We start from the raw sequence: 21282 nt of genomic DNA, 5'->3' as shown, positions 1-21282 counted from the left end.
CGGCTAGTTTACCGCATCCGCAGGATGAGCGCTTGTGCTGTTTCACAGCGTAAAAACGCAAAAAGGCCATCCGTCAGGATGGCCTCTTCACTTGTTTGATGCCTGGCAGTTCCCTACTCTCGCATGGGGAGACCCCACACTACCATCGGCGCTACGGCGTTTCACTTCTGAGTTCGGCATGGGGTCAGGTGGGACCACCGCGCTACTGCCGCCAGGCAAATTCTGTTGTCAGACCGTTCTCACGCCCTGACGTAATCTGTATCAAGCTGATTTCATCTCTCTCACGCCAAAACATCTTCGGCGTTGTAAGGTTAAGCCTCACGGTTCATTAGTACCGGTTAGCTCAACGCATCGCTGCGCTTACACACCCGGCCTATCAACGTCGTCGTCTTCAACGTTCCTTCAGGAGACCTAAAGTCTCAGGGAGAACTCATCTCGGGGCAAGTTTCGTGCTTAGATGCTTTCAGCACTTATCTCTTCCGCATTTAGCTACCGGGCAGTGCCATTGGCATGACAACCCGAACACCAGTGATGCGTCCACTCCGGTCCTCTCGTACTAGGAGCAGCCCCCCTCAATTCTCCAGCGCCCACGGCAGATAGGGACCGAACTGTCTCACGACGTTCTAAACCCAGCTCGCGTACCACTTTAAATGGCGAACAGCCATACCCTTGGGACCTACTTCAGCCCCAGGATGTGATGAGCCGACATCGAGGTGCCAAACACCGCCGTCGATATGAACTCTTGGGCGGTATCAGCCTGTTATCCCCGGAGTACCTTTTATCCGTTGAGCGATGGCCCTTCCATTCAGAACCACCGGATCACTATGACCTGCTTTCGCACCTGCTCGCGCCGTCACGCTCGCAGTCAAGCCAGCTTATGCCATTGCACTAACCTCCTGATGTCCGACCAGGATTAGCTGACCTTCGTGCTCCTCCGTTACGCTTTAGGAGGAGACCGCCCCAGTCAAACTACCCACCAGACACTGTCCGCAACCCGGGTAACGGGTCCACGTTAGAACACCAGCCATTAAAGGGTGGTATTTCAAGGGCGGCTCCACGCAGACTGGCGTCCACGCTTCAAAGCCTCCCACCTATCCTACACATCAAGGACCAGTGTTCAGTGTCAAGCTATAGTAAAGGTTCACGGGGTCTTTCCGTCTTGCCGCGGGTACACTGCATCTTCACAGCGAGTTCAATTTCACTGAGTCTCGGGTGGAGACAGCCTGGCCATCATTACGCCATTCGTGCAGGTCGGAACTTACCCGACAAGGAATTTCGCTACCTTAGGACCGTTATAGTTACGGCCGCCGTTTACCGGGGCTTCGATCAAGAGCTTCTCCTTACGGATGACCCCATCAATTAACCTTCCGGCACCGGGCAGGCGTCACACCGTATACGTCCACTTTCGTGTTTGCACAGTGCTGTGTTTTTAATAAACAGTTGCAGCCAGCTGGTATCTTCGACTGATTTCAGCTCCACGAGCAAGTCGCTTCACCTACATATCAGCGTGCCTTCTCCCGAAGTTACGGCACCATTTTGCCTAGTTCCTTCACCCGAGTTCTCTCAAGCGCCTTGGTATTCTCTACCTGACCACCTGTGTCGGTTTGGGGTACGATTTCGTGTTACCTGGAGCTTAGAGGCTTTTCCTGGAAGCAGGGCATTTGTTACTTCAGCACCGTAGTGCCTCGTCATCACGCCTCAGTGTTAAAGTGCTCCGGATTTGCCTGGAGCACACACCTTCACGCTTAAACCGGGACAACCGTCGCCCGGCTAACATAGCCTTCTCCGTCCCCCCTTCGCAGTAACACCAAGTACAGGAATATTAACCTGTTTCCCATCGACTACGCCTTTCGGCCTCGCCTTAGGGGTCGACTCACCCTGCCCCGATTAACGTTGGACAGGAACCCTTGGTCTTCCGGCGAGCGGGCTTTTCACCCGCTTTATCGTTACTTATGTCAGCATTCGCACTTCTGATACCTCCAGCATGCCTCACAGCACACCTTCGCAGGCTTACAGAACGCTCCCCTACCCAACAACACATAAGTGTCGCTGCCGCAGCTTCGGTGCATGGTTTAGCCCCGTTACATCTTCCGCGCAGGCCGACTCGACCAGTGAGCTATTACGCTTTCTTTAAATGATGGCTGCTTCTAAGCCAACATCCTGGCTGTCTGGGCCTTCCCACATCGTTTCCCACTTAACCATGACTTTGGGACCTTAGCTGGCGGTCTGGGTTGTTTCCCTCTTCACGACGGACGTTAGCACCCGCCGTGTGTCTCCCGTGATAACATTCTCCGGTATTCGTAGTTTGCATCGGGTTGGTAAGCCGGGATGGCCCCCTAGCCGAAACAGTGCTCTACCCCCGGAGATGAATTCACGAGGCGCTACCTAAATAGCTTTCGGGGAGAACCAGCTATCTCCCGGTTTGATTGGCCTTTCACCCCCAGCCACAGGTCATCCGCTAATTTTTCAACATTAGTCGGTTCGGTCCTCCAGTTAGTGTTACCCAACCTTCAACCTGCCCATGGCTAGATCACCGGGTTTCGGGTCTATACCCTGCAACTTAACGCCCAGTTAAGACTCGGTTTCCCTTCGGCTCCCCTATTCGGTTAACCTTGCTACAGAATATAAGTCGCTGACCCATTATACAAAAGGTACGCAGTCACACCCCGAAGGATGCTCCCACTGCTTGTACGTACACGGTTTCAGGTTCTTTTTCACTCCCCTCGCCGGGGTTCTTTTCGCCTTTCCCTCACGGTACTGGTTCACTATCGGTCAGTCAGGAGTATTTAGCCTTGGAGGATGGTCCCCCCATATTCAGACAGGATACCACGTGTCCCGCCCTACTCATCGAGCTCACAGCCTGTGTGCTTTTGTGTACGGGGCTGTCACCCTGTATCGCGCGACTTTCCAGACGCTTCCACTAACACACAAGCTGATTCAGGCTCTGGGCTCCTCCCCGTTCGCTCGCCGCTACTGGGGGAATCTCGGTTGATTTCTTTTCCTCGGGGTACTTAGATGTTTCAGTTCCCCCGGTTCGCCTCATTAACCTATGGATTCAGTTAATGATAGTGTGACGAGTCACACTGGGTTTCCCCATTCGGACATCGCCGGCTATAACGGTTCATATCACCTTACCGGCGCTTTTCGCAGATTAGCACGTCCTTCATCGCCTCTGACTGCCAGGGCATCCACCGTGTACGCTTAGTCGCTTAACCTCACAACCCGAAGATGTTTCGTGAAACATCCGCGTGTCGCGAAAATTTGAGAGACTCACAGAACAGTTCGCACTGTTCAGTGTTTCAATTTTCAGCTTGATCCAGATTTTTAAAGAGCAAAACTTCGCAGCACACACAGAATGTGTACTCTGAAGTTTTCTTGTGCCGAACAGTAAAGATGGTGGAGCTATGCGGGATCGAACCGCAGACCTCCTGCGTGCAAAGCAGGCGCTCTCCCAGCTGAGCTATAGCCCCATCGTAGTTAAATCCCGTTACCTTGAATTCGTTACCGGGCGCGGCGTGTTGACGCGAAGCATACTGAAGTATGTGAGCGTTAACACAACAAAGCACGGGAGCGAATTTGGTAGGCCTGAGTGGACTTGAACCACCGACCTCACCCTTATCAGGGGTGCGCTCTAACCACCTGAGCTACAAGCCTGCAGAGATTTTTTACTGCTCGTTATTTCATCAGACAATCTGTGTGGACACTGCAGAGAACGGTTCTTTAAGGTAAGGAGGTGATCCAACCGCAGGTTCCCCTACGGTTACCTTGTTACGACTTCACCCCAGTCATGAATCACAAAGTGGTAAGCGCCCTCCCGAAGGTTAAGCTACCTACTTCTTTTGCAACCCACTCCCATGGTGTGACGGGCGGTGTGTACAAGGCCCGGGAACGTATTCACCGTGGCATTCTGATCCACGATTACTAGCGATTCCGACTTCATGGAGTCGAGTTGCAGACTCCAATCCGGACTACGACGCACTTTATGAGGTCCGCTTGCTCTCGCGAGGTCGCTTCTCTTTGTATGCGCCATTGTAGCACGTGTGTAGCCCTGGTCGTAAGGGCCATGATGACTTGACGTCATCCCCACCTTCCTCCAGTTTATCACTGGCAGTCTCCTTTGAGTTCCCGGCCTAACCGCTGGCAACAAAGGATAAGGGTTGCGCTCGTTGCGGGACTTAACCCAACATTTCACAACACGAGCTGACGACAGCCATGCAGCACCTGTCTCACAGTTCCCGAAGGCACCAAAGCATCTCTGCTAAGTTCTGTGGATGTCAAGACCAGGTAAGGTTCTTCGCGTTGCATCGAATTAAACCACATGCTCCACCGCTTGTGCGGGCCCCCGTCAATTCATTTGAGTTTTAACCTTGCGGCCGTACTCCCCAGGCGGTCTATTTAACGCGTTAGCTCCGGAAGCCACGCCTCAAGGGCACAACCTCCAAATAGACATCGTTTACGGCGTGGACTACCAGGGTATCTAATCCTGTTTGCTCCCCACGCTTTCGCACCTGAGCGTCAGTCTTCGTCCAGGAGGCCGCCTTCGCCACCGGTATTCCTCCAGATCTCTACGCATTTCACCGCTACACCTGGAATTCTACCTCCCTCTACGAGACTCAAGCCTGCCAGTTTCGGATGCAGTTCCCAGGTTGAGCCCGGGGATTTCACATCCGACTTGACAGACCGCCTGCGTGCGCTTTACGCCCAGTAATTCCGATTAACGCTTGCACCCTCCGTATTACCGCGGCTGCTGGCACGGAGTTAGCCGGTGCTTCTTCTGCGGGTAACGTCAATGAGCAAGGTTATTAACCTTACTCCCTTCCTCCCCGCTGAAAGTACTTTACAACCCGAAGGCCTTCTTCATACACGCGGCATGGCTGCATCAGGCTTGCGCCCATTGTGCAATATTCCCCACTGCTGCCTCCCGTAGGAGTCTGGACCGTGTCTCAGTTCCAGTGTGGCTGGTCATCCTCTCAGACCAGCTAGGGATCGTCGCCTAGGTGAGCCGTTACCCCACCTACTAGCTAATCCCATCTGGGCACATCTGATGGCAAGAGGCCCGAAGGTCCCCCTCTTTGGTCTTGCGACGTTATGCGGTATTAGCTACCGTTTCCAGTAGTTATCCCCCTCCATCAGGCAGTTTCCCAGACATTACTCACCCGTCCGCCACTCGTCACCCGAGAGCAAGCTCTCTGTGTTACCGTTCGACTTGCATGTGTTAGGCCTGCCGCCAGCGTTCAATCTGAGCCATGATCAAACTCTTCAATTTAAAAGTTTGATGCTCAATGCTTCTTTATTTCTAAAGAAAAGAACTTCGTAATGAATTACGTGTTCACTCGTTGAGACTTGGTATTCATTTTTCGTCCGAGGACGTTCAAGAATCCAGTCACCCTGAGTGCCCACACAGATTGTCTGATAAATTGTTAAAGAGCAGTGCCGCCTCGCTTTTTGCTGCGGCGCGGGTTGCGTATACTACGCTTTCCCGCTGTGAAGTCAACTGTTTATTTTCAGATTTCTTCACCTGACAGGCCGGTGTGTTTGCCGTTGTGCCGTGTCAGTGGAGGCGCATTATAGGGAGTTAATTCCCGCTGACAAGCATAAATTTAAAAAAAGTTTTCGTTCGCTTAATTTTCAGTCGCAACGGCCGCTAATCGGTCGATTTGCATTTTAATTGAGCGATTTCGCGGGCAAAACTCGCCACATGCTGCCAGTTGGTATAGACAACTTCCTTCGTGGGATTCGTTTCTCCGCCGGTCATCTTCATAATCAGTTGAATCATCAAGCGGTCATACCAGCGATAATGTGGATAACGCAGCGCACCGGCAAACACCGCACACTGATCTGGCTGCCACGGTGAAGAGAGTAAAAATTTGCGTGTATAGCTATTGGTTTGCGGAGAGCTCTTCTCAGGCTTACGCGCAACAAGGTTAACGGAGTAGAACGCGCTCGGGAGCGCATTCAACTGCTGCAGGTGCTTTTTCACAAAGCTCGCCAGCGCCGGGTGGAAATGGCCGTAACGGATAGATGCACCAATCACCACGCGCTCGTAGTTATCCCATTCAATATCTGGCGTACGGTTCAGGTTCACCACATCAGCATAGACACCAAGCTCTTTCAGCTCGGAGGCCAGATAAGAGGCGATTTCCCGCGTTTGCCCATCCCGGGTCGAAAATAGAATCAATGTTTTCACGTCACACTCCCTTATTCGCGCCAGAAAGTTGGGGTAAACAGTACCAACAGTGTGAAGACTTCAAGGCGACCAAACAACATATTCGCGATGAGGATCCACTTCGCCACCGGGTTCATGCTCGCGAAGTTATCAGCAACTACGCCCAGCCCTGGCCCCAGGTTATTCAGCGTGGCGACAACGGAAGCAAAAGCAGAAAAGTCATCCACGCCTGTGGCGATAATCGCCAGCATGCTGACAATAAACACCAGCGCATAAGCAGAGAAGAACCCCCACACCGCTTCAAGAATACGTTCCGGCAAGGCGCGATTCCCCAGCTTAATGCTGTAAACCGCATTCGGGTGCACCAGACGTTTCAGCTCGCGGTTACCCTGTTTGAACAGCAGCAATATACGGATCACTTTCAAACCACCACCGGTAGAACCCGCACAGCCACCAATAAACGCCGAACACAGTAGCAGCACCGGCAAGAACAGCGGCCAACGAGCAATACTGTCAGTGGTAAACCCGGCAGTGGTCGCCATCGACACCACCTGAAAGAAAGCCTGGTTCACCGTCGTTACCGCAGAGCTGTAAACATCGTGGAACCACAGCACCACGGTGCAGATCACCACCAGCGTCAGTTGCACGCCGATAAACATTCTGAATTCAGGATCGCGCCAGTAAACTTTCAGGCTGCGCCCGCTCAGCAAAGAGAAGTGCAGGCCGTAATTACAGCCGGAGATCAATAAGAAGATAGCAATGATGGTATTAATAGTTGGGCTATTGAAATAACCCACGCTGGCATCATGTGTCGAGAAGCCGCCAATGGCGATGGTCGCAAAGCTATGGCCGATGGCATCAAAAGCGGGCATCCCGGCAAACCACAGCGCCAGCGCGCACGCTACGGTCAGCAACACATAAATAAGCCACAGCGTTTTTGCCGTTTCGGCAATACGCGGGCGCATTTTGTTATCTTTCAGTGGTCCTGGCATCTCCGCGCGGTAAAGCTGCATCCCCCCCACGCCAAGAATCGGCAGTATCGCGACCGCCAGGACAATGATCCCCATCCCACCAAACCATTGCAGCATCTGGCGGTAGAAGAGGATGGCATGCGGCAACGAATCCAGCCCCACCAGCGTGGTGGCCCCGGTTGTCGTCAGGCCAGAGAAGGATTCAAAAAAGGCGTCGGTCACCGTCAGGTTCGGGCTTTCCGAGAAAATAAACGGCAGCGCACCCACACTCCCCAGTACGGTCCAGAACAGCACGACGATCAAAAAGCCTTCGCGGGATTTCAGTTCCTTTTTCTCCCGACGGTTTGGCCACCACAGGATGGAGCCAATCACCAGCGCAGCGAAAAAGGTCTGGGTAAATGCACGACCCGCACCATCGCGGTAAATAAGGGCTACCAGTCCGGGTAAGATCATCGTTCCGGAAAAGAGGATAACCAGCAGTCCAACGATTCGGGTTATGGCGCGAAATTGCATCTCTGCCGCTTCCTTAGGTGTTCAGAAAATCAGGTGGGGGATTATTCTTCAGTTTTTAACAATTGCAATGCGCCACGACTAAAATCCGCAAGCCTTGCTGAAAATGCGTCCAGTCTGCTGTGAGGAAGCGCCACTCGCAGACGCACGGAGGCCTGATACTCGCTTGCGACAATTTTCCCCTCAAATTGCCCAAGCAGCGTTTCAACTCCGGCGAGCTGTGCGTAATCGCACCACAAAGTATATTCGGTTAATGGCATTTTGCGGACGGTGGTTAACAGGCTTAACGCCTGCTGCACCCCGCCGCCATAAGCTTTCACCAGCCCACCGGTTCCCAGCAGCACGCCGCCATAATATCGCACAACTACGGCGGTAATTTCGCCGATACCGCTGCCCATTAACTGCGAGAGTATCGGTTTACCCGCCGTGCCTGCCGGTTCGCCATCGTCAGAAAAGCCTAACTGCTGCGAATCATCCGGCGCGCCAGCGACCCACGCTATACAGTGATGACGCGCGTCCGGATGTTCCGCCCGAACCGCGTCAACAAACGCTTTTGCTGCGTCAACACCGTCCGTATGCGCCAGCAGCGTAATAAAGCGGCTCTTTTTGATCTCCTCGCTAAAGGTGACCGGTGCCGCCGGGATCAGCCAGCTCTCCATTACGCCAGCTTCTGGTCCCGCGTCATGTTTTCAATGCTGTTTTCGTGGATAACCACGTTATCTTCAATACGAATGCCGCCAAACGGTTTCAGCGCATCAATCTTCTGCCAGTTAAAGTGCTTGCTGAGCGGGCCATCGCGCCACGGCGCTAACAGCGACTCAATAAAGTAAATACCCGGCTCGATGGTCAGCACCATGCGCGGTTCCATCACACGCGTGCAGCGCAGATACGGGTATTTCGATGGCGCAGCCAGATGCGTACCGCTGTCGTCTTGCATAAAACCAGCGACATCATGCACTTGCAAGCCAAGCGGGTGACCAATACCGTGCGGCATAAACGGCCCGGTAATGTCCTCCTCAACCATGGCTTCTTCACTGATATCGGTGATGATTTGGTGGCGACGCAGCAACTTCGCGATGCGCTGATGGAACTGCACATGGTACTCCACGTAATTGACACCCGCTTTCATGGTGGCAATCAGCGCCAGTTGTTCATCATTAACGTCTTTCACCAGTTGCGCGTAATCGGTGTCGCTGTTCGCCGCCCAGGTACGCGTCAGGTCAGCGGCATAGCCGTTGTATTCCGCACCAGCATCCAGCAAGAAACTGCGCATTTCCGCCGGTGCGCGGTGGTCGAGCCTGGTGTAATGCAGCACAGCGGCGTGTTCGTTCAGCGCCACAATGTTGCCATAAGGCACGTCAGTATCGCGATGGCCGGTGGCGGTCAGATAGGCGAGGTTGATGTCGAACTCGCTCATGCCGGACTGGAACGCCTCATGCGCGGCGCGATGACCAATCACCGCCGTCTTCTGCGCTTCACGCATGCACGCCAGTTCATAATCGGTTTTATACGCGCGGTAATAGTGCAGATAATCGATCACCCCTTTCGGGTTGATATTGCTTGCCGCAATATCAAGGCTCAACGCGCGTTCCGCAACAGGCCCAATATAAGCGATGTTGCCACGTGCGGCTGGCAGTTGGTTGCCAATACTGTCCGCTTTTGGCAGCGCAATAACGTCAATCTCTTCGGTCCAGAAACTGGTCGGCAGCGGCTCTACGTTGTGCCAGTAGTCCACCGGCAAGTAGAACCACAGCTTCGGTTTATTTACGCCATCAACCAGCAGCCAGCAGTTCGGCACCTGCGTTACCGGCACCCAGGCTTTAAATTGCGGGTTCACTTTAAACGGATAAGGATGGTCATCAAGAAAGACGTTAAACAACTCGCCGGAGTGAATAAGTAATGCGTCGAGTTTAAACCGAGCCAGCACATCACGGGTGCGTTCCTGTAAAGTAACAATATGATTTTTATAAAGTTCAGCCAGTGAGTCCATCGTTTTTCCTTCTGTTTCTTGTGACCTCAAGTTTTCGCATCTTAGCACACCTACCCGCAACTGAGTGATTTCCGCCGAGCGTGATCGGCGCTGCATTTTTTTAATGAGTTGTTTGCATTTTATTAACATAAAAACCACACTCCGCTTCATCTGGTACGACCAGATCACCGCTGGATTCAGGAGACTGACATGCTCTACAAAGGCAATAACCTGTACCTCGACTGGCTGGAAGACGGCATCGCCGAACTGGTGTTCGATGCGCCTGGCTCAGTTAACAAGCTTGATACCGCTACCGTCGCCAGCCTTGGCGAAGCGTTGGGCGTGCTGGAAAAGCAATCAGATTTAAAAGGGCTGCTGCTGCGCTCGGAAAAAGCGGCCTTTATTGTCGGTGCCGATATCACCGAATTCCTCTCCCTGTTCCTGGTCCCGGAAGAACAGTTGAGCCAATGGCTGCACTTCGCCAACAGCGTCTTTAACCGTCTGGAAGATCTACCTGTCCCGACGATCTCTGCCGTAAATGGCTATGCCCTCGGTGGCGGCTGCGAATGTGTGCTGGCGACAGACTACCGCTTAGCCACGCCGGATCTGCGCATTGGCCTGCCGGAAACCAAACTCGGCATTATGCCAGGCTTTGGCGGATCGGTGCGTATGCCACGTTTGCTGGGTGCCGATAGCGCACTGGAGATCATCGCCGCCGGGAAAGATGTCGGCGCGGAACAAGCGCTGAAAATCGGACTGGTCGATGGCATCGTCAAACCGGAGAAATTGCGCGATGGCGCGGTGGCGATCCTGCGTCAGGGGATTAATGGCGATCTCGACTGGAAAGCCAAACGCCAGCCGAAACTGGAGCCGTTGAAGCTCAGTAAAATCGAAGCCGCCATGAGCTTTACCATCGCCAAAGGCATGGTGATGCAAACCGCCGGAAAACATTACCCGGCGCCGATCACGGCGGTCAAAACCATTGAAGCCGCCGCCAGATTTGGCCGCGAGGAAGCGCTGAAGCTGGAAAACCAGAGTTTTGTTCCGCTCGCACATACCAACGAAGCCCGCGCGCTGGTCGGCATTTTCCTCAATGACCAGTATGTAAAAGGCAAAGCGAAGAAACTCACCAAAGATACTGAAACGCCAAAACATGCTGCTGTGCTGGGTGCAGGCATTATGGGCGGTGGTATCGCTTACCAGTCGGCCTGGAAAGGCGTGCCGGTATTAATGAAAGATATCAATGAGAAATCCCTCGCGCTTGGCATTAATGAAGCTGGCAAGTTGCTGAATAAGCAGCTTGAACGCGGCAAGATCGATGGCTTGAAGCTGGCGAACGTGATTGCCACTATTCAGCCGACGCTGGAATACTCTGGTTTTGAGCGTGTCGATGTGGTGGTTGAAGCGGTAGTAGAAAACCCGAAAGTGAAAAAAGCGGTGCTGGCGGAAACTGAAGACAAGGTTCGCCCGGATACCGTTTTGGCCTCCAACACCTCGACCATTCCCATCAGCGAACTGGCAAGTGTGCTGAAGCGGCCGGAAAATTTCTGCGGCATGCACTTCTTCAACCCGGTGCACCGTATGCCGCTGGTTGAGGTCATTCGCGGCGAGAAAACCTCTGACGACACCATCGCGAAAGTGGTGGCCTGGGCGAGCAAAATGGGCAAAACGCCGATTGTGGTCAACGACTGCCCCGGCTTCTTTGTGAACCGCGTGCTGTTCCCCTACTTTGCCGGTTTCAGCCAGTTGCTGCGCGACGGCGCGGATTTCCGCAAAGTCGACAAAGTGATGGAAAAACAGTTCGGCTGGCCGATGGGTCCGGCTTATCTGCTGGATGTCGTGGGCATTGACACCGCGCATCACGCACAAGCAGTGATGGCGGCTGGATTCCCGCAGCGGATGCAAAAAGATTATCGCGATGCGATTGACGCGCTGTTCGACGCTAACCGCTTTGGACAGAAGAATGGCCTCGGTTTCTGGCGCTATAAAGAAGACAGCAAAGGCAAACCGAAGAAAGAAGAAGACAGCGCCGTGGACGGTATGCTGGCGGAAATCAGCAAAGGCAAAAACGACTTCAGCGACGACGACATTATCGCGCGCATGATGATCCCAATGGTCAACGAAGTGGTGCGCTGCCTTGAAGAAGGCATTATCGCCAGCCCCGCAGAAGCAGATATGGCGCTGGTTTACGGCCTGGGCTTCCCTCCGTTCCACGGTGGTGCGTTCCGCTGGCTGGATACCATCGGCAGCGCGAAATACCTCGATATGGCGCAGCATTATCAGCACCTTGGCCCGCTGTATGAAGTGCCGGCCGGGCTGCGTGAAAAAGCGCGCCACAACGAACCTTACTATCCTGCGGTTGAACCTGCGCGCCCGGTGGGCGATTTGAAAACGGCTTAAGGAGTCACAATGGAACACGTTGTCATTGTCGATGCGATTCGCACCCCGATGGGCCGTTCAAAAGGCGGCGCATTTCGCAATGTGCGGGCGGAAGATCTTTCCGCTCACCTGATGCGTAGCCTGCTGGCGCGTAACCCGGCGCTGGACGCCACCGCCATCGACGACATTTACTGGGGTTGTGTGCAGCAGACGCTGGAACAGGGCTTCAACATTGCCCGTAACGCCGCGCTGCTGGCTGAGATCCCACATTCTGTCCCCGCCGTAACGGTTAACCGTCTGTGCGGCTCCTCAATGCAGGCGTTGCACGATGCCGCGCGCATGATCATGACCGGCGATGCGCAGGTTTGTATGGTCGGCGGCGTGGAACATATGGGCCATGTACCGATGAGTCACGGCGTTGATTTTCATCCGGGCATGAGCCGTAACGTTGCGAAAGCGGCGGGAATGATGGGGCTGACTGCTGAAATGTTATCGCGCATGCACGGCATCAGCCGTGAAATGCAGGATGCCTTTGCCGCTCGCTCCCATGCTCGCGCCTGGGCTGCGACGCAATCCGGTGCGTTCAAAAATGAGTTGATCCCTACCGGCGGCCACGATGCGGACGGCGTACTGAAACAGTTTACCTATGACGAAGTGATCCGCCCGGAAACCACAGTCGAAGCACTGTCAACGCTGCGCCCGGCCTTTGATCCGGTAAGCGGCACCGTTACCGCTGGCACCTCTTCCGCGTTGTCAGACGGTGCATCAGCCATGCTGGTGATGAGCGAGAGCCGCGCCCGTGAGCTAGGTCTGAAGCCGCGCGCGCGCATTCGTTCGATGGCGGTGGTTGGCTGCGATCCGTCGATCATGGGCTATGGCCCGGTTCCGGCCTCTCAACTGGCGCTGAAAAAAGCCGGATTGACCGCCAGCGATATCGACCTGTTTGAGATGAATGAAGCGTTTGCCGCGCAGATCCTGCCGTGTATTAAAGATCTGGGCCTTATGGAGCAGATCGATGAGAAGATCAACCTCAACGGCGGCGCGATTGCGCTTGGTCACCCGCTGGGATGCTCCGGAACACGTATCAGCACCACGCTGCTGAACCTGATGGAACGTAAAGACGCACAATTTGGTCTGGCGACCATGTGCATCGGGTTAGGTCAGGGGATCGCTACGGTGTTTGAACGCGTTTAGCGCTTCAGGCAGGAAAAGTGCTATCTCAATACCATGAACGCCAGAGCAAGGCAGCAACAGAGCGGATCCCCGGCGTGCAGCCGGGGTGAGCAAAAGCAGCCAGCAGTGCGGATGGCGATTAGGGCAAAGAGAAAAGGTCTGTCAAGCCATTGGTGCCAGAGCAAGGCGGCAACTGAATGAATACCCGGCAGCATAGTGGTATGTAACCGGGGTGAGCGAAAGTAGCCAACACGCGATGGCGTCAAGGGTAAAGAGAAGGTTTAGTTGCCGTTCTTCCCGCCTGTCAGGGGCGGGTTTTTTATTTCTGTTATCCGGCAGGCAACCACCGCATAGAGTAAAGAGAAAAGGCGATATCAAAGCTGCTGGCGGCAGATCAGGGCAGGAATAAATCATTCCCCGGCAGCATAGTGAACTATGTGACCGGGGAAAGCGAAGGCAGCCAGCGCGGCCAGAGTGACAAAGGTGAAGACAGGCTTAGATAAACGCAAACGCATCGCCAAACAGGCGATCTTCACGTGCACCGCGCTCATTACAGAACAGATCGCGGGCAATTTTCGCCATCTCGAAACGGCCTGCAATATAGATATCGTGCTCGGCCAGCGAACCGAAATCCTGCAATACCGCAGCCAGCACAGTGCCAGAGCGGCCGCGCCAGCCCGCTTCCGGCTGCTCAACGACGGGCACAACACGCAGATTCGGATGATCCACCGATAACGCTTCCAGCTCGCTTAAATCGTAGAGATGTTTCTCTTCGCGACCACCCCAGTAAATGGTGATGTCACGATTCGGGTTTTGCGCCAGAGAAGTCAGCAAAATAGAGCGGACATACGAGAAGCCGGTACCACCGGCAATCAGCACCATCGGACGCTCTTCATCGTCACGCAGCCAGGCCTCGCCGTGCGGAATATCGATAACGATTTCCCGATCTTTCAGAATGCGATCCATCACCGCCATCGCGTAGAGATTCAGCTCAGACGCGCCAATATGCAGTTCGATAAAATCATGCTGATCCGGCGTCGAGGCCATAGAGAACGGGCGCTTGTCTCGCTCATCCATCACCACCATCAGATACTGGCCCGCGCGGAACGAAAAAGCCGCCTCCGGCACTAAACGGACACGATATACGGTATCAGTGATGGCCTCTACCGAGGTCACTTTACAGCTTAAGGTTGTCATGCGCTCTCTCTGTCGGGTCTATTTTCGTCGTTCAGTATGGCCAGTTCATCCCAGATGGCGTCGATTCTTGCCGTAACTTCCGGGTCTTTCTTGATGGGGCGGCCCCATTCACGCTGGGTCTCGCCCGGCCATTTATTGGTGGCATCCAGTCCCATTTTGGAGCCCAGTCCGGAAACCGGCGAGGCAAAATCCAGATAATCAATCGGCGTGTTTTCCACCAGAACCGTATCCCTCGCAGGATCCATTCGGGTGGTAATCGCCCAAATAACGTCATTCCAGTCGCGGGCGTTCACATCGTCATCGCACACGATCACAAACTTGGTGTACATAAACTGACGCAGGAAAGACCAGACGCCCATCATTACGCGCTTGGCGTGACCGGGATACTGTTTCTTCATGGTGACTACCGCCAGGCGATAGGAGCACCCTTCCGGCGGCAGGTAAAAATCAACGATTTCCGGGAACTGCTTTTGCAGGATCGGCACGAACACTTCGTTTAGCGCCACGCCCAGCACTGCCGGCTCATCTGGCGGACGGCCAGTATAAGTGGAGTGGTAAATCGCATCTTCGCGCTGCGTAATATGGGTAACCGTAAACACCGGGAAATTATCAACTTCATTGTAATAACCGGTGTGATCGCCATACGGGCCTTCCGGCGCCATCTCACCCGGCTCAATATAGCCTTCCAGCACGATTTCTGCACTGGCCGGAACTTCAAGATCGCTTGATACGCATTTCACCACTTCGGTTTTTGTGCCGCGCAGTAACCCGGCGAAAGCATATTCAGACAGCGTATCCGGCACCGGCGTGACCGCGCCAAGAATGGTTGCCGGATCGGCACCCAGCGCCACCGCAACCGGGAAACGTTCGCTAGGATGCGCTGCCTGCCACTCCTGGAAATCGAGCGCGCCGCCGCGATGGGAAAGCCAGCGCATGATTAATTTGTTTTTACCGATCAGCTGTTGGCGATAAATACCCAGGTTCTGTCGCTCTTTGTGCGGGCCACGCGTCACGGTCAACCCCCAGGTGATCAGCGGCGCGGCGTCTTCGGGCCAGCACTGCATAATCGGGATGTTGCGCAGATCAACATCATCACCCTGCACCACTTTTTGCTGGCAAGGAGCACCGCGCAGACGCTTTGTCGGCATGTTCAGCACTTGCTTAAACTGCGGCAGTTTATCAAAGAGATCGCGAAAACCTTTTGGCGGCTCCGGTTCTTTGAGAAATGCCAGCAGTTTGCCCACGTCCCGCAACGCGCTGACATCCTCTTGCCCCATGCCCAGCGCTACGCGGCGCGGCGTGCCAAATAAGTTGCACAGCACTGGCATGGTGTAGCCTTTGGGATTTTCAAATAACAACGCCGGGCCACCCGCACGCAGCGTGCGATCGGCTATTTCCGTCATTTCCAGATAAGGGTCAACCGGAAGAGTGATGCGTTTCAGCTCGCCCTGCTGCTCAAGCAGGGTCAGGAAGTCGCGTAGGTCGTTGTATTTCATGCGGTCTATTATCGCCTCCAGGTAAGGGGCATATTATACGGTGTTCGCCCGGCGGTTGCTGTATTTTTGTTAAATCTGCGTGAATTACAACGACATCTTTTGGCGCAGGTTATAATCAACTTAGCCATCATGCTGCGGTTTTGATATTCTTGCGCCCGAACTTACGGAAAAGAGTCATTATGCGATCCTGGTATCTACTTTACTGCAAACGTGGCCAGCTCCAGCGCGCCCAGGAACACTTAGAACGCCAGGCGGTTAGCTGTCTGACGCCTATGATTGCACTGGAAAAAATGGTGCGCGGCAAACGCACAACAGTGAACGAACCTCTTTTCCCGAACTATTTGTTTGTGGAGTTTGATCCTGAGGTGATTCATACCACCACGATCAACGCCACGCGCGGCGTCAGCCATTTCGTCCGCTTTGGTATGCATCCGGCAACCGTTCCGCAATCCGTTATTCAGCAACTTTCTCTTTATCAGCCAGAAGGGATTACCGACCCTGACACGCCTTATCCAGGCGATGATGTGGTGATCACCGAGGGCGCACTCGAAGGTTTACAGGCAATCTTTAAAGAGCCGGACGGCGAGGCGCGCTCCATGCTCTTACTCCACCTGCTTAACAAGCAGGTACTGCAAAGCGTCAAGAACACCGATTTTCGCAAGGCGTGAGCGTCGCGTTAAAAATCCACGCCGAATAACCGTCGCACGTTCTGATCCGTTACTGAACCTAGCCACTGAGTCTCTTCCCCACGAAGCCCGGCAACTGTGGCAAGAATATGCCCTAACAGGGCCGGTTCATTACGCCGCGACGCAGGCTTTGGTTTGAGATCGCGCGGCAACAAGTAGGGCGCATCGGTTTCAATCAATAGCTGCCCGGCGGGGATCAGCGGAACCACTTCACGTAATTCCAGCCCGCGACGTTCATCGCACACCCAGCCGGTAATGCCTAAGTAGATGCCGCGATCGAGACACTCTCGTGCTTCCTGCGCCGAACCGGTGAAACAGTGCAGCACCGCACCAGGCAACTTATCCAGCCACGGATCCAGCAGCGCCAGGAACCGTTCATGCGCATCGCGGCAGTGCAGAAACACCGGCATGTTTAGCTCGGCGGCCAGCGACAGCTGCGCACCGAAAGCGTACTCCTGCTCCTGCGGCGTCGAAAAATTGCGGTTGAAATCCAGCCCACATTCACCCACGGCAACGACTACCGCTGTAGCGGCCAGCGTGCGGATCGCCTCTGCGGTTTCATCGGTCCAGCCACTACTGTCATGCGGATGCACACCGGCAGTGGACCAGCAATGACGATAGCGTTGAGCAAGTTGCTGTGCCTGCTGGCTTTCATGCAGGTTAGTTCCGGTAATGAGCATACCCGTCACACCCGCCGCTTGCGCCCGCGCCACGATGTCATCCCGCTCTTTTGCAAACTGGCTGCTGGTTAAATTCACACCGATATCAAACATGCTTTTTCCCATACAACAACCGCCCTGTCGGGCGGCTGGTAATTACTCTTCGCTGGTTTCTGTTTCGTTCTCTTCGTCCGGAATGCGGCGCTTGCCGACATAGAAGCGAGCAAAAAAGACGCCGACTTCGAACAGGCAATACATCGGGATTGCCAGTAAGGTCTGCGAGAAGACATCCGGCGGCGTCAATAACATACCGACAACGAACGCGCCGACCAAAACGTACGGACGTTTTTGCCGCAGATCGGCAGGTGTGGTCACGCCCATCCAGCACAGCAGCACAATAGCAACCGGCACTTCAAACGAAACGCCGAAAGCCATAAACAGCGCCATCACGAAGCTAAGATAACTGGCAATATCGGTAGAAACCTGCACGCCTTCCGGCGCGGTGTGTGTCAGGAAACCGAAGGCCAGCGGGAACACTACGAAATAGGCGAATGCCATACCGATGTAAAACAGCAACGAACTGGAAACCAGCAGTGGCACCACCAGACGACGTTCATGCTTGTATAACGCCGGAGCGACAAACGCCCAGACCTGATACAAAATGACCGGCGCGGAAAGGATCAGCGACACCATAAAGGTTAGCTTGATCGGCGTAAAAAACGGTGAGGCCACGTCGGTGGCAATCATCGTCGCGCCCAATGGCATCTGCTTGATGAGCGGTGCTGAAACCAGCTGATAGATATCATTCGCGAAGTAAACCAGCGCGAGGAAAATCACGATAACGGCGATAATGCAGTTCAGCAGACGCTTACGCAGCTCAATAAGGTGTGCGATCAGCGGTTGGGTATCGTCTACAGCCATGTTCAGGATTTATCACTTGAAGAAGGTGTGGAGTCGGAAACCGGCGAGGCCGTTTGCACCGTGGTAGTCACCTGCGGCGCTTTTTTCGTTTCTGCAGCATCGGGGACTTGCTGCGGTGAACTGGCCTGGTTTTCAGCGGCGGCTGGCGTAACGCCTTCATGCTGCGCGTCGTTATCTTTCACCACCGGGTTATGGATGGTATGAGCTTCATCACTGGCTTTTTCGGCATCGTTAGCGCTATAGGAGCGTTTCATCGATTCCGCCGCCTGGCGCAGCTCATCCATCGACTGCTTTAACTCTGGCGTCAGGTTTTCCAGGCTCGCTTTTTCCACCTTTTTCAGGCTGTCCTGGAACTCCTGCAGCTTCAGTTCCTGCGTCAGTTCATTCTGCACCGTCGTTGCCAGCGAGCGCAGCGCGCGAACCCAGCCCGCCACCGTGCGCACAGCCACGGGCAGCCGTTGCGGCCCTAATACCACCAGGCCAATGATGAAAACGAGTAACAGTTCGCCAAAACCTATATCGAACACGAATTACACCTGCTCTTTGTCGTGACGTTTTTCGTCTTTTTTAGCGTCGTCGGATGTCTTGCTGTCGGAAAGAGACTTTGCCGTAAAATCAGCATCTTGTGCCGATTTATCCTGCTTTCCCTCTTTATCGTCATCACCCATGGCCTTTTTGAAGCCTTTAATGGATGCGCCAAGGTCGGAACCAATAGAACCGAGTTTTTTGGTGCCAAACAGCAGCACAACGATGACCGCAATAATCAACAACTGCCAAATGCTGATACCACCCATACATAGTCCTCTGTAACAGATGATGTTAAAAACAGGCCCCAGTATACACTTTATCCATTAAGCTGCCTCTTTGTTGACAGCTTCTGTGCACCAGGCCCACCCGGGCGGCGTTTCGCTTAACGTGTTTTATACCAACCCACAAACCAGGCCAGAACGCCACCTACCATTAGCCATGCAGGCGTTAAACCCCACTCTGGTCGATTAATCAGTAACAATGTGCCGCTCAATAATAAGGTCGCGCCGATACCAAACAGATAACGAGATTGCCCCTGCCGAACATGGTTTACCTGTAATTCATTGGCAATCTTATCCACGCTTTGCTGCAAATGCTTGCCTTGCTGCAACCCGTTGTAGATCAGTTCAGGAATTTCCGGCATTTTCTCGATCCAGAATGGGCCTTTCTCTTTCAGCGCTCTGACCAGCGCTGGAATACCCACCTGATCTTTGATCCACGTTTCAAGGAAAGGTTTCGCGGTTTTCCATAAATCCAGTTGCGGATAGAGCTGACGGCCGACACCTTCGATATAGAGCAAGGTTTTCTGCAACAGGACCAGTTGCGGCTGCACTTCCATATTAAAGCGACGTGCCGTATTGAAGAGGTTGAGCAGCACATGCCCAAAGGAGATTTCCGCCAGCGGCTTTTCAAAGATCGGCTCACACACGGTGCGAATGGCAAACTCGAACTCTTCTACATTGGTATCCGGCGGAACCCAGCCTGAATCCACATGCAGCTCCGCCACTTTGCGATAGTCGCGGTTAAAGAAGGCAATAAAGTTTTCCGCCAGGTAGCGCTTATCTTCTTTGTTCAGCGAACCGACAATACCGCAGTCAATACCGATATATTGCGGATCTTCCGGGTGATCGTAGCTGACGAAAATGTTGCCAGGATGCATGTCGGCATGGAAAAAACTGTCGCGGAAAACCTGGGTGAAAAAGACCTGCACACCGCGTTCGGCCAGCAATTTTAAATTGGTGCCGTTTTTCTCCAGCGCCGCCACATCGGAAACCGGAATGCCATAAATACGCTCCATTACCAGCATATTTTGGCTGCAATAATCCGAGTAGATTTCCGGCACGTACAGCATTGGGCTGTTTTCAAAGTTGCGGCGCAATTGGATCGCGTTAGCGGCTTCACGCAGCAGATCCAGCTCATCAATCAGCGTCTTCTCATACTCTCGCACCACTTCACGCGGGCGCAGGCGACGACCATCCGGTAACAGGCGTGGAACCCAGCCCGCCAGGCGGTAAATCAGTTTCAAATCCGCTTTGATCACCGGCAGGATGTCCGGGCGGATGACCTTAATCACCACCTCTTTGCCACTCTCTTTCAACCGTGCTGTATGCACCTGCGCAATGGACGCAGAGGCCAGCGGTTCAATGGCGAAGTCATCAAACCAGGTTTCCACCGGCAGATCACCCATCGCTTTTTCAATCTGCTTTTTGGCGAGATGACCATCGAAAGGCGCAACGCGGTCCTGCAACATTGCCAGTTGATCGGCAATCAGCGGCGGGAATAAATCGCGGCGAGTAGACAACATTTGCCCGAATTTAATCCACACCGGCCCCAGTTCCTGCAAGGCAAGACGCAGGCGTTCCCCAAGCAATTTTTCTTTGTGCCGGTTTGGCATCCAGAACAGCGTCCGCCGCCATAACCGCAGCGGCAGAGTGATACGCATTTTGGGAATGAGCTCATCAAGCCCGTAACTTAAAAAGGTTTGGATGATGAAATAGAGGCGCCGTAATTCTCCAGGCGTCATTTGCCCTCCAGTTTATCCAGGCGTTTGGCTAAGGCATCCGCAGCCCTTTCCACAGCAGCCGTTTCTTCAGCAAACCAGGCAACTTCCAGTGCGCCCGGCGCAAGGCGCCACTCTTCCGTCAGCACTTCAGCGACATAGCGTTGCTGGCGTTGAAAACCGTGTTGCAGAAAGCGTGCCCCGCCGCGCAGGAATTTACTGATCCCCTCGGCGGCGATATCGCCTGTCCATGGTGCGAGGATCTCGGCAGGATCGAATTCCGCCAAATCCATCAGCGAAACCAGGTTTTGCACCACCTGTATATCGCCCTGCACTTCCAGCTCGCCGCTGCGAATAAGCGCGGTCAGCTGCTGGCGGTCACGCAGCTTCGGCAGTACCCGCAGTTGCGTAATCACGGAACAGTCGGCCTCCCCTTCCCACTCGCCTAATACATCAATCTGGCGCTCACTGAACACCAGCACAAAGGGGGAAGAGAACTCTTGCAGCACTACGCGCAACACCTTGCCATGCAAACGCTGGCGCGCGGGTTTCAGCGCGCCTTCACGGTATAAAAACGTATTCAATACACGTTCAATTCCGGCGGCAACCATCGGCTTAAAAGGCATAC

At 54.1% G+C, this 21282-nt stretch carries 15 protein-coding genes, 2 tRNA genes and 3 rRNA genes; 3 read left to right on the top strand and 17 right to left on the bottom strand.

The genetic code is table 11. The features are described from left to right. Window positions 1-100: 100 nt before the first annotated feature. The 9 genes from rrf to pepQ form a co-directional block, all read right to left on the bottom strand. Window positions 101-216 (bottom strand): 5S ribosomal RNA (gene rrf / locus M8Q36_RS07080). A 91-nt stretch (window positions 217-307) separates the two neighbouring features. Then, a 23S ribosomal RNA gene (locus M8Q36_RS07075) occupies window positions 308-3215 on the bottom strand. Window positions 3216-3394: 179 nt separating this feature from the next. After that, window positions 3395-3470 (bottom strand) — tRNA-Ala (locus tag M8Q36_RS07070). 107 nt (window positions 3471-3577) lie between these two features. Further along, a tRNA-Ile gene (locus M8Q36_RS07065) sits at window positions 3578-3654 on the bottom strand. A 72-nt stretch (window positions 3655-3726) separates the two neighbouring features. Further along, window positions 3727-5266, bottom strand: a 16S ribosomal RNA gene (locus M8Q36_RS07060). The 16S, 23S and 5S rRNA genes sit together here with 2 tRNA genes alongside, the layout of an rRNA operon. Window positions 5267-5644: 378 nt before the next feature. Further along, window positions 5645-6187, bottom strand: coding sequence for a menaquinone-dependent protoporphyrinogen IX dehydrogenase (gene hemG, locus M8Q36_RS07055; protein WP_249880433.1), 543 nt, complete (start codon window positions 6185-6187; stop codon window positions 5645-5647). 11 nt (window positions 6188-6198) lie between these two features. Next, window positions 6199-7650: a Trk system potassium transporter TrkH gene (trkH, locus tag M8Q36_RS07050; RefSeq protein WP_020456050.1), complete on the bottom strand. Its 1452-nt coding sequence runs from the start codon at window positions 7648-7650 to the stop codon at window positions 6199-6201. A 41-nt stretch (window positions 7651-7691) separates the two neighbouring features. After that, window positions 7692-8306 carry an IMPACT family protein gene (locus tag M8Q36_RS07045; protein WP_249880432.1) on the bottom strand — a complete coding sequence of 205 codons (615 nt, stop codon included), beginning with the start codon at window positions 8304-8306 and terminating at the stop codon, window positions 7692-7694. After that, window positions 8306-9637 carry a Xaa-Pro dipeptidase gene (pepQ, locus tag M8Q36_RS07040; protein ID WP_249880431.1) on the bottom strand — a complete coding sequence of 444 codons (1332 nt, stop codon included), beginning with the start codon at window positions 9635-9637 and terminating at the stop codon, window positions 8306-8308. The genes M8Q36_RS07045 and pepQ overlap by 1 nt, the downstream gene beginning before the upstream one ends. A 189-nt stretch (window positions 9638-9826) precedes the next feature. On the opposite strand from pepQ, the gene fadB reads away from it, so the two are divergent. Together fadB and fadA are read left to right on the top strand one after the other, a co-directional pair. Beyond that, window positions 9827-12016 (top strand): fatty acid oxidation complex subunit alpha FadB, encoded by a 2190-nt coding sequence (gene fadB, locus M8Q36_RS07035; protein WP_249880430.1) that lies wholly within the window; start codon window positions 9827-9829, stop codon window positions 12014-12016. A 9-nt stretch (window positions 12017-12025) separates the two neighbouring features. Further along, window positions 12026-13189, top strand: coding sequence for an acetyl-CoA C-acyltransferase FadA (gene fadA, locus M8Q36_RS07030; protein WP_020456046.1), 1164 nt, complete (start codon window positions 12026-12028; stop codon window positions 13187-13189). Between the two features lie 474 nt (window positions 13190-13663). Here fadA and fre read toward each other — a convergent pair whose 3' ends face one another. Beyond that, entirely contained in the window at window positions 13664-14365 is a 702-nt protein-coding gene (fre, locus tag M8Q36_RS07025) for an NAD(P)H-flavin reductase (protein WP_017459763.1), read from the bottom strand. Further along, a complete protein-coding gene (gene ubiD / locus M8Q36_RS07020; protein WP_249882727.1) occupies window positions 14362-15870 on the bottom strand; it encodes a 4-hydroxy-3-polyprenylbenzoate decarboxylase in 1509 nt (502 codons plus the stop codon). Before ubiD ends, fre begins: the two co-directional genes overlap by 4 nt. A gap of 170 nt (window positions 15871-16040) precedes the next feature. Between ubiD and rfaH the strand changes: the two genes are divergently transcribed. Next, window positions 16041-16529, top strand: a complete 489-nt coding sequence (gene rfaH / locus M8Q36_RS07015; RefSeq protein WP_017459761.1) for a transcription/translation regulatory transformer protein RfaH — start codon at window positions 16041-16043, stop codon at window positions 16527-16529. An 8-nt stretch (window positions 16530-16537) separates the two neighbouring features. Here rfaH and tatD read toward each other — a convergent pair whose 3' ends face one another. The 6 genes from tatD to ubiJ all read right to left on the bottom strand — a co-directional run bounded on the left by tatD (window position 16538) and on the right by ubiJ (window position 21280). Next, window positions 16538-17320 carry a 3'-5' ssDNA/RNA exonuclease TatD gene (gene tatD, locus M8Q36_RS07010; protein WP_249880429.1) on the bottom strand — a complete coding sequence of 261 codons (783 nt, stop codon included), beginning with the start codon at window positions 17318-17320 and terminating at the stop codon, window positions 16538-16540. 42 nt (window positions 17321-17362) lie between these two features. Continuing rightward, window positions 17363-18127, bottom strand: a complete 765-nt coding sequence (tatC, locus tag M8Q36_RS07005) for a Sec-independent protein translocase subunit TatC (protein ID WP_017459759.1) — start codon at window positions 18125-18127, stop codon at window positions 17363-17365. Between the two features lie 2 nt (window positions 18128-18129). Continuing rightward, complete coding sequence (tatB, locus tag M8Q36_RS07000; protein WP_249880428.1) at window positions 18130-18654, bottom strand: Sec-independent protein translocase protein TatB; 525 nt, start codon at window positions 18652-18654, stop codon at window positions 18130-18132. Between the two features lie 3 nt (window positions 18655-18657). Further along, on the bottom strand, window positions 18658-18921 hold the full coding sequence (gene tatA, locus M8Q36_RS06995; RefSeq protein WP_249880427.1) for a Sec-independent protein translocase subunit TatA: 264 nt from the start codon (window positions 18919-18921) through the stop codon (window positions 18658-18660). Window positions 18922-19037: 116 nt separating this feature from the next. Next, window positions 19038-20678 carry a ubiquinone biosynthesis regulatory protein kinase UbiB gene (ubiB, locus tag M8Q36_RS06990; RefSeq protein WP_249880426.1) on the bottom strand — a complete coding sequence of 547 codons (1641 nt, stop codon included), beginning with the start codon at window positions 20676-20678 and terminating at the stop codon, window positions 19038-19040. Next, a complete protein-coding gene (gene ubiJ, locus M8Q36_RS06985; RefSeq protein ID WP_020456039.1) occupies window positions 20675-21280 on the bottom strand; it encodes a ubiquinone biosynthesis protein UbiJ in 606 nt (201 codons plus the stop codon). Before ubiJ ends, ubiB begins: the two co-directional genes overlap by 4 nt. Between the last annotated feature and the right edge of the window lie 2 nt (window positions 21281-21282).

Origin of the sequence: Kosakonia sp. R1.Fl (genome assembly GCF_023516815.1) — a bacterium.
Taxonomy (GTDB): domain Bacteria; phylum Pseudomonadota; class Gammaproteobacteria; order Enterobacterales; family Enterobacteriaceae; genus Kosakonia.
This window is presented reverse-complemented; position numbering and strand designations above follow the sequence as displayed.

What these genes read in the sequence shown, in the direction of transcription:
- trkH (WP_020456050.1), bottom strand. Translation starts at nt 7,650, where the DNA reads ATGCAATTTCGCGCCATAACCCGAATCGTTGGACTGCTGGTTATCCTC.
- M8Q36_RS07045 (WP_249880432.1), bottom strand. Translation starts at nt 8,306, where the DNA reads ATGGAGAGCTGGCTGATCCCGGCGGCACCGGTCACCTTTAGCGAGGAG.
- pepQ (WP_249880431.1), bottom strand. Translation starts at nt 9,637, where the DNA reads ATGGACTCACTGGCTGAACTTTATAAAAATCATATTGTTACTTTACAG.
- fadB (WP_249880430.1), top strand. Translation starts at nt 9,827, where the DNA reads ATGCTCTACAAAGGCAATAACCTGTACCTCGACTGGCTGGAAGACGGC.
- fadA (WP_020456046.1), top strand. Translation starts at nt 12,026, where the DNA reads ATGGAACACGTTGTCATTGTCGATGCGATTCGCACCCCGATGGGCCGT.
- fre (WP_017459763.1), bottom strand. Translation starts at nt 14,365, where the DNA reads ATGACAACCTTAAGCTGTAAAGTGACCTCGGTAGAGGCCATCACTGAT.
- rfaH (WP_017459761.1), top strand. Translation starts at nt 16,041, where the DNA reads ATGCGATCCTGGTATCTACTTTACTGCAAACGTGGCCAGCTCCAGCGC.
- tatD (WP_249880429.1), bottom strand. Translation starts at nt 17,320, where the DNA reads ATGTTTGATATCGGTGTGAATTTAACCAGCAGCCAGTTTGCAAAAGAG.
- tatC (WP_017459759.1), bottom strand. Translation starts at nt 18,127, where the DNA reads ATGGCTGTAGACGATACCCAACCGCTGATCGCACACCTTATTGAGCTG.
- tatA (WP_249880427.1), bottom strand. Translation starts at nt 18,921, where the DNA reads ATGGGTGGTATCAGCATTTGGCAGTTGTTGATTATTGCGGTCATCGTT.
- ubiB (WP_249880426.1), bottom strand. Translation starts at nt 20,678, where the DNA reads ATGACGCCTGGAGAATTACGGCGCCTCTATTTCATCATCCAAACCTTT.
- ubiJ (WP_020456039.1), bottom strand. Translation starts at nt 21,280, where the DNA reads ATGCCTTTTAAGCCGATGGTTGCCGCCGGAATTGAACGTGTATTGAAT.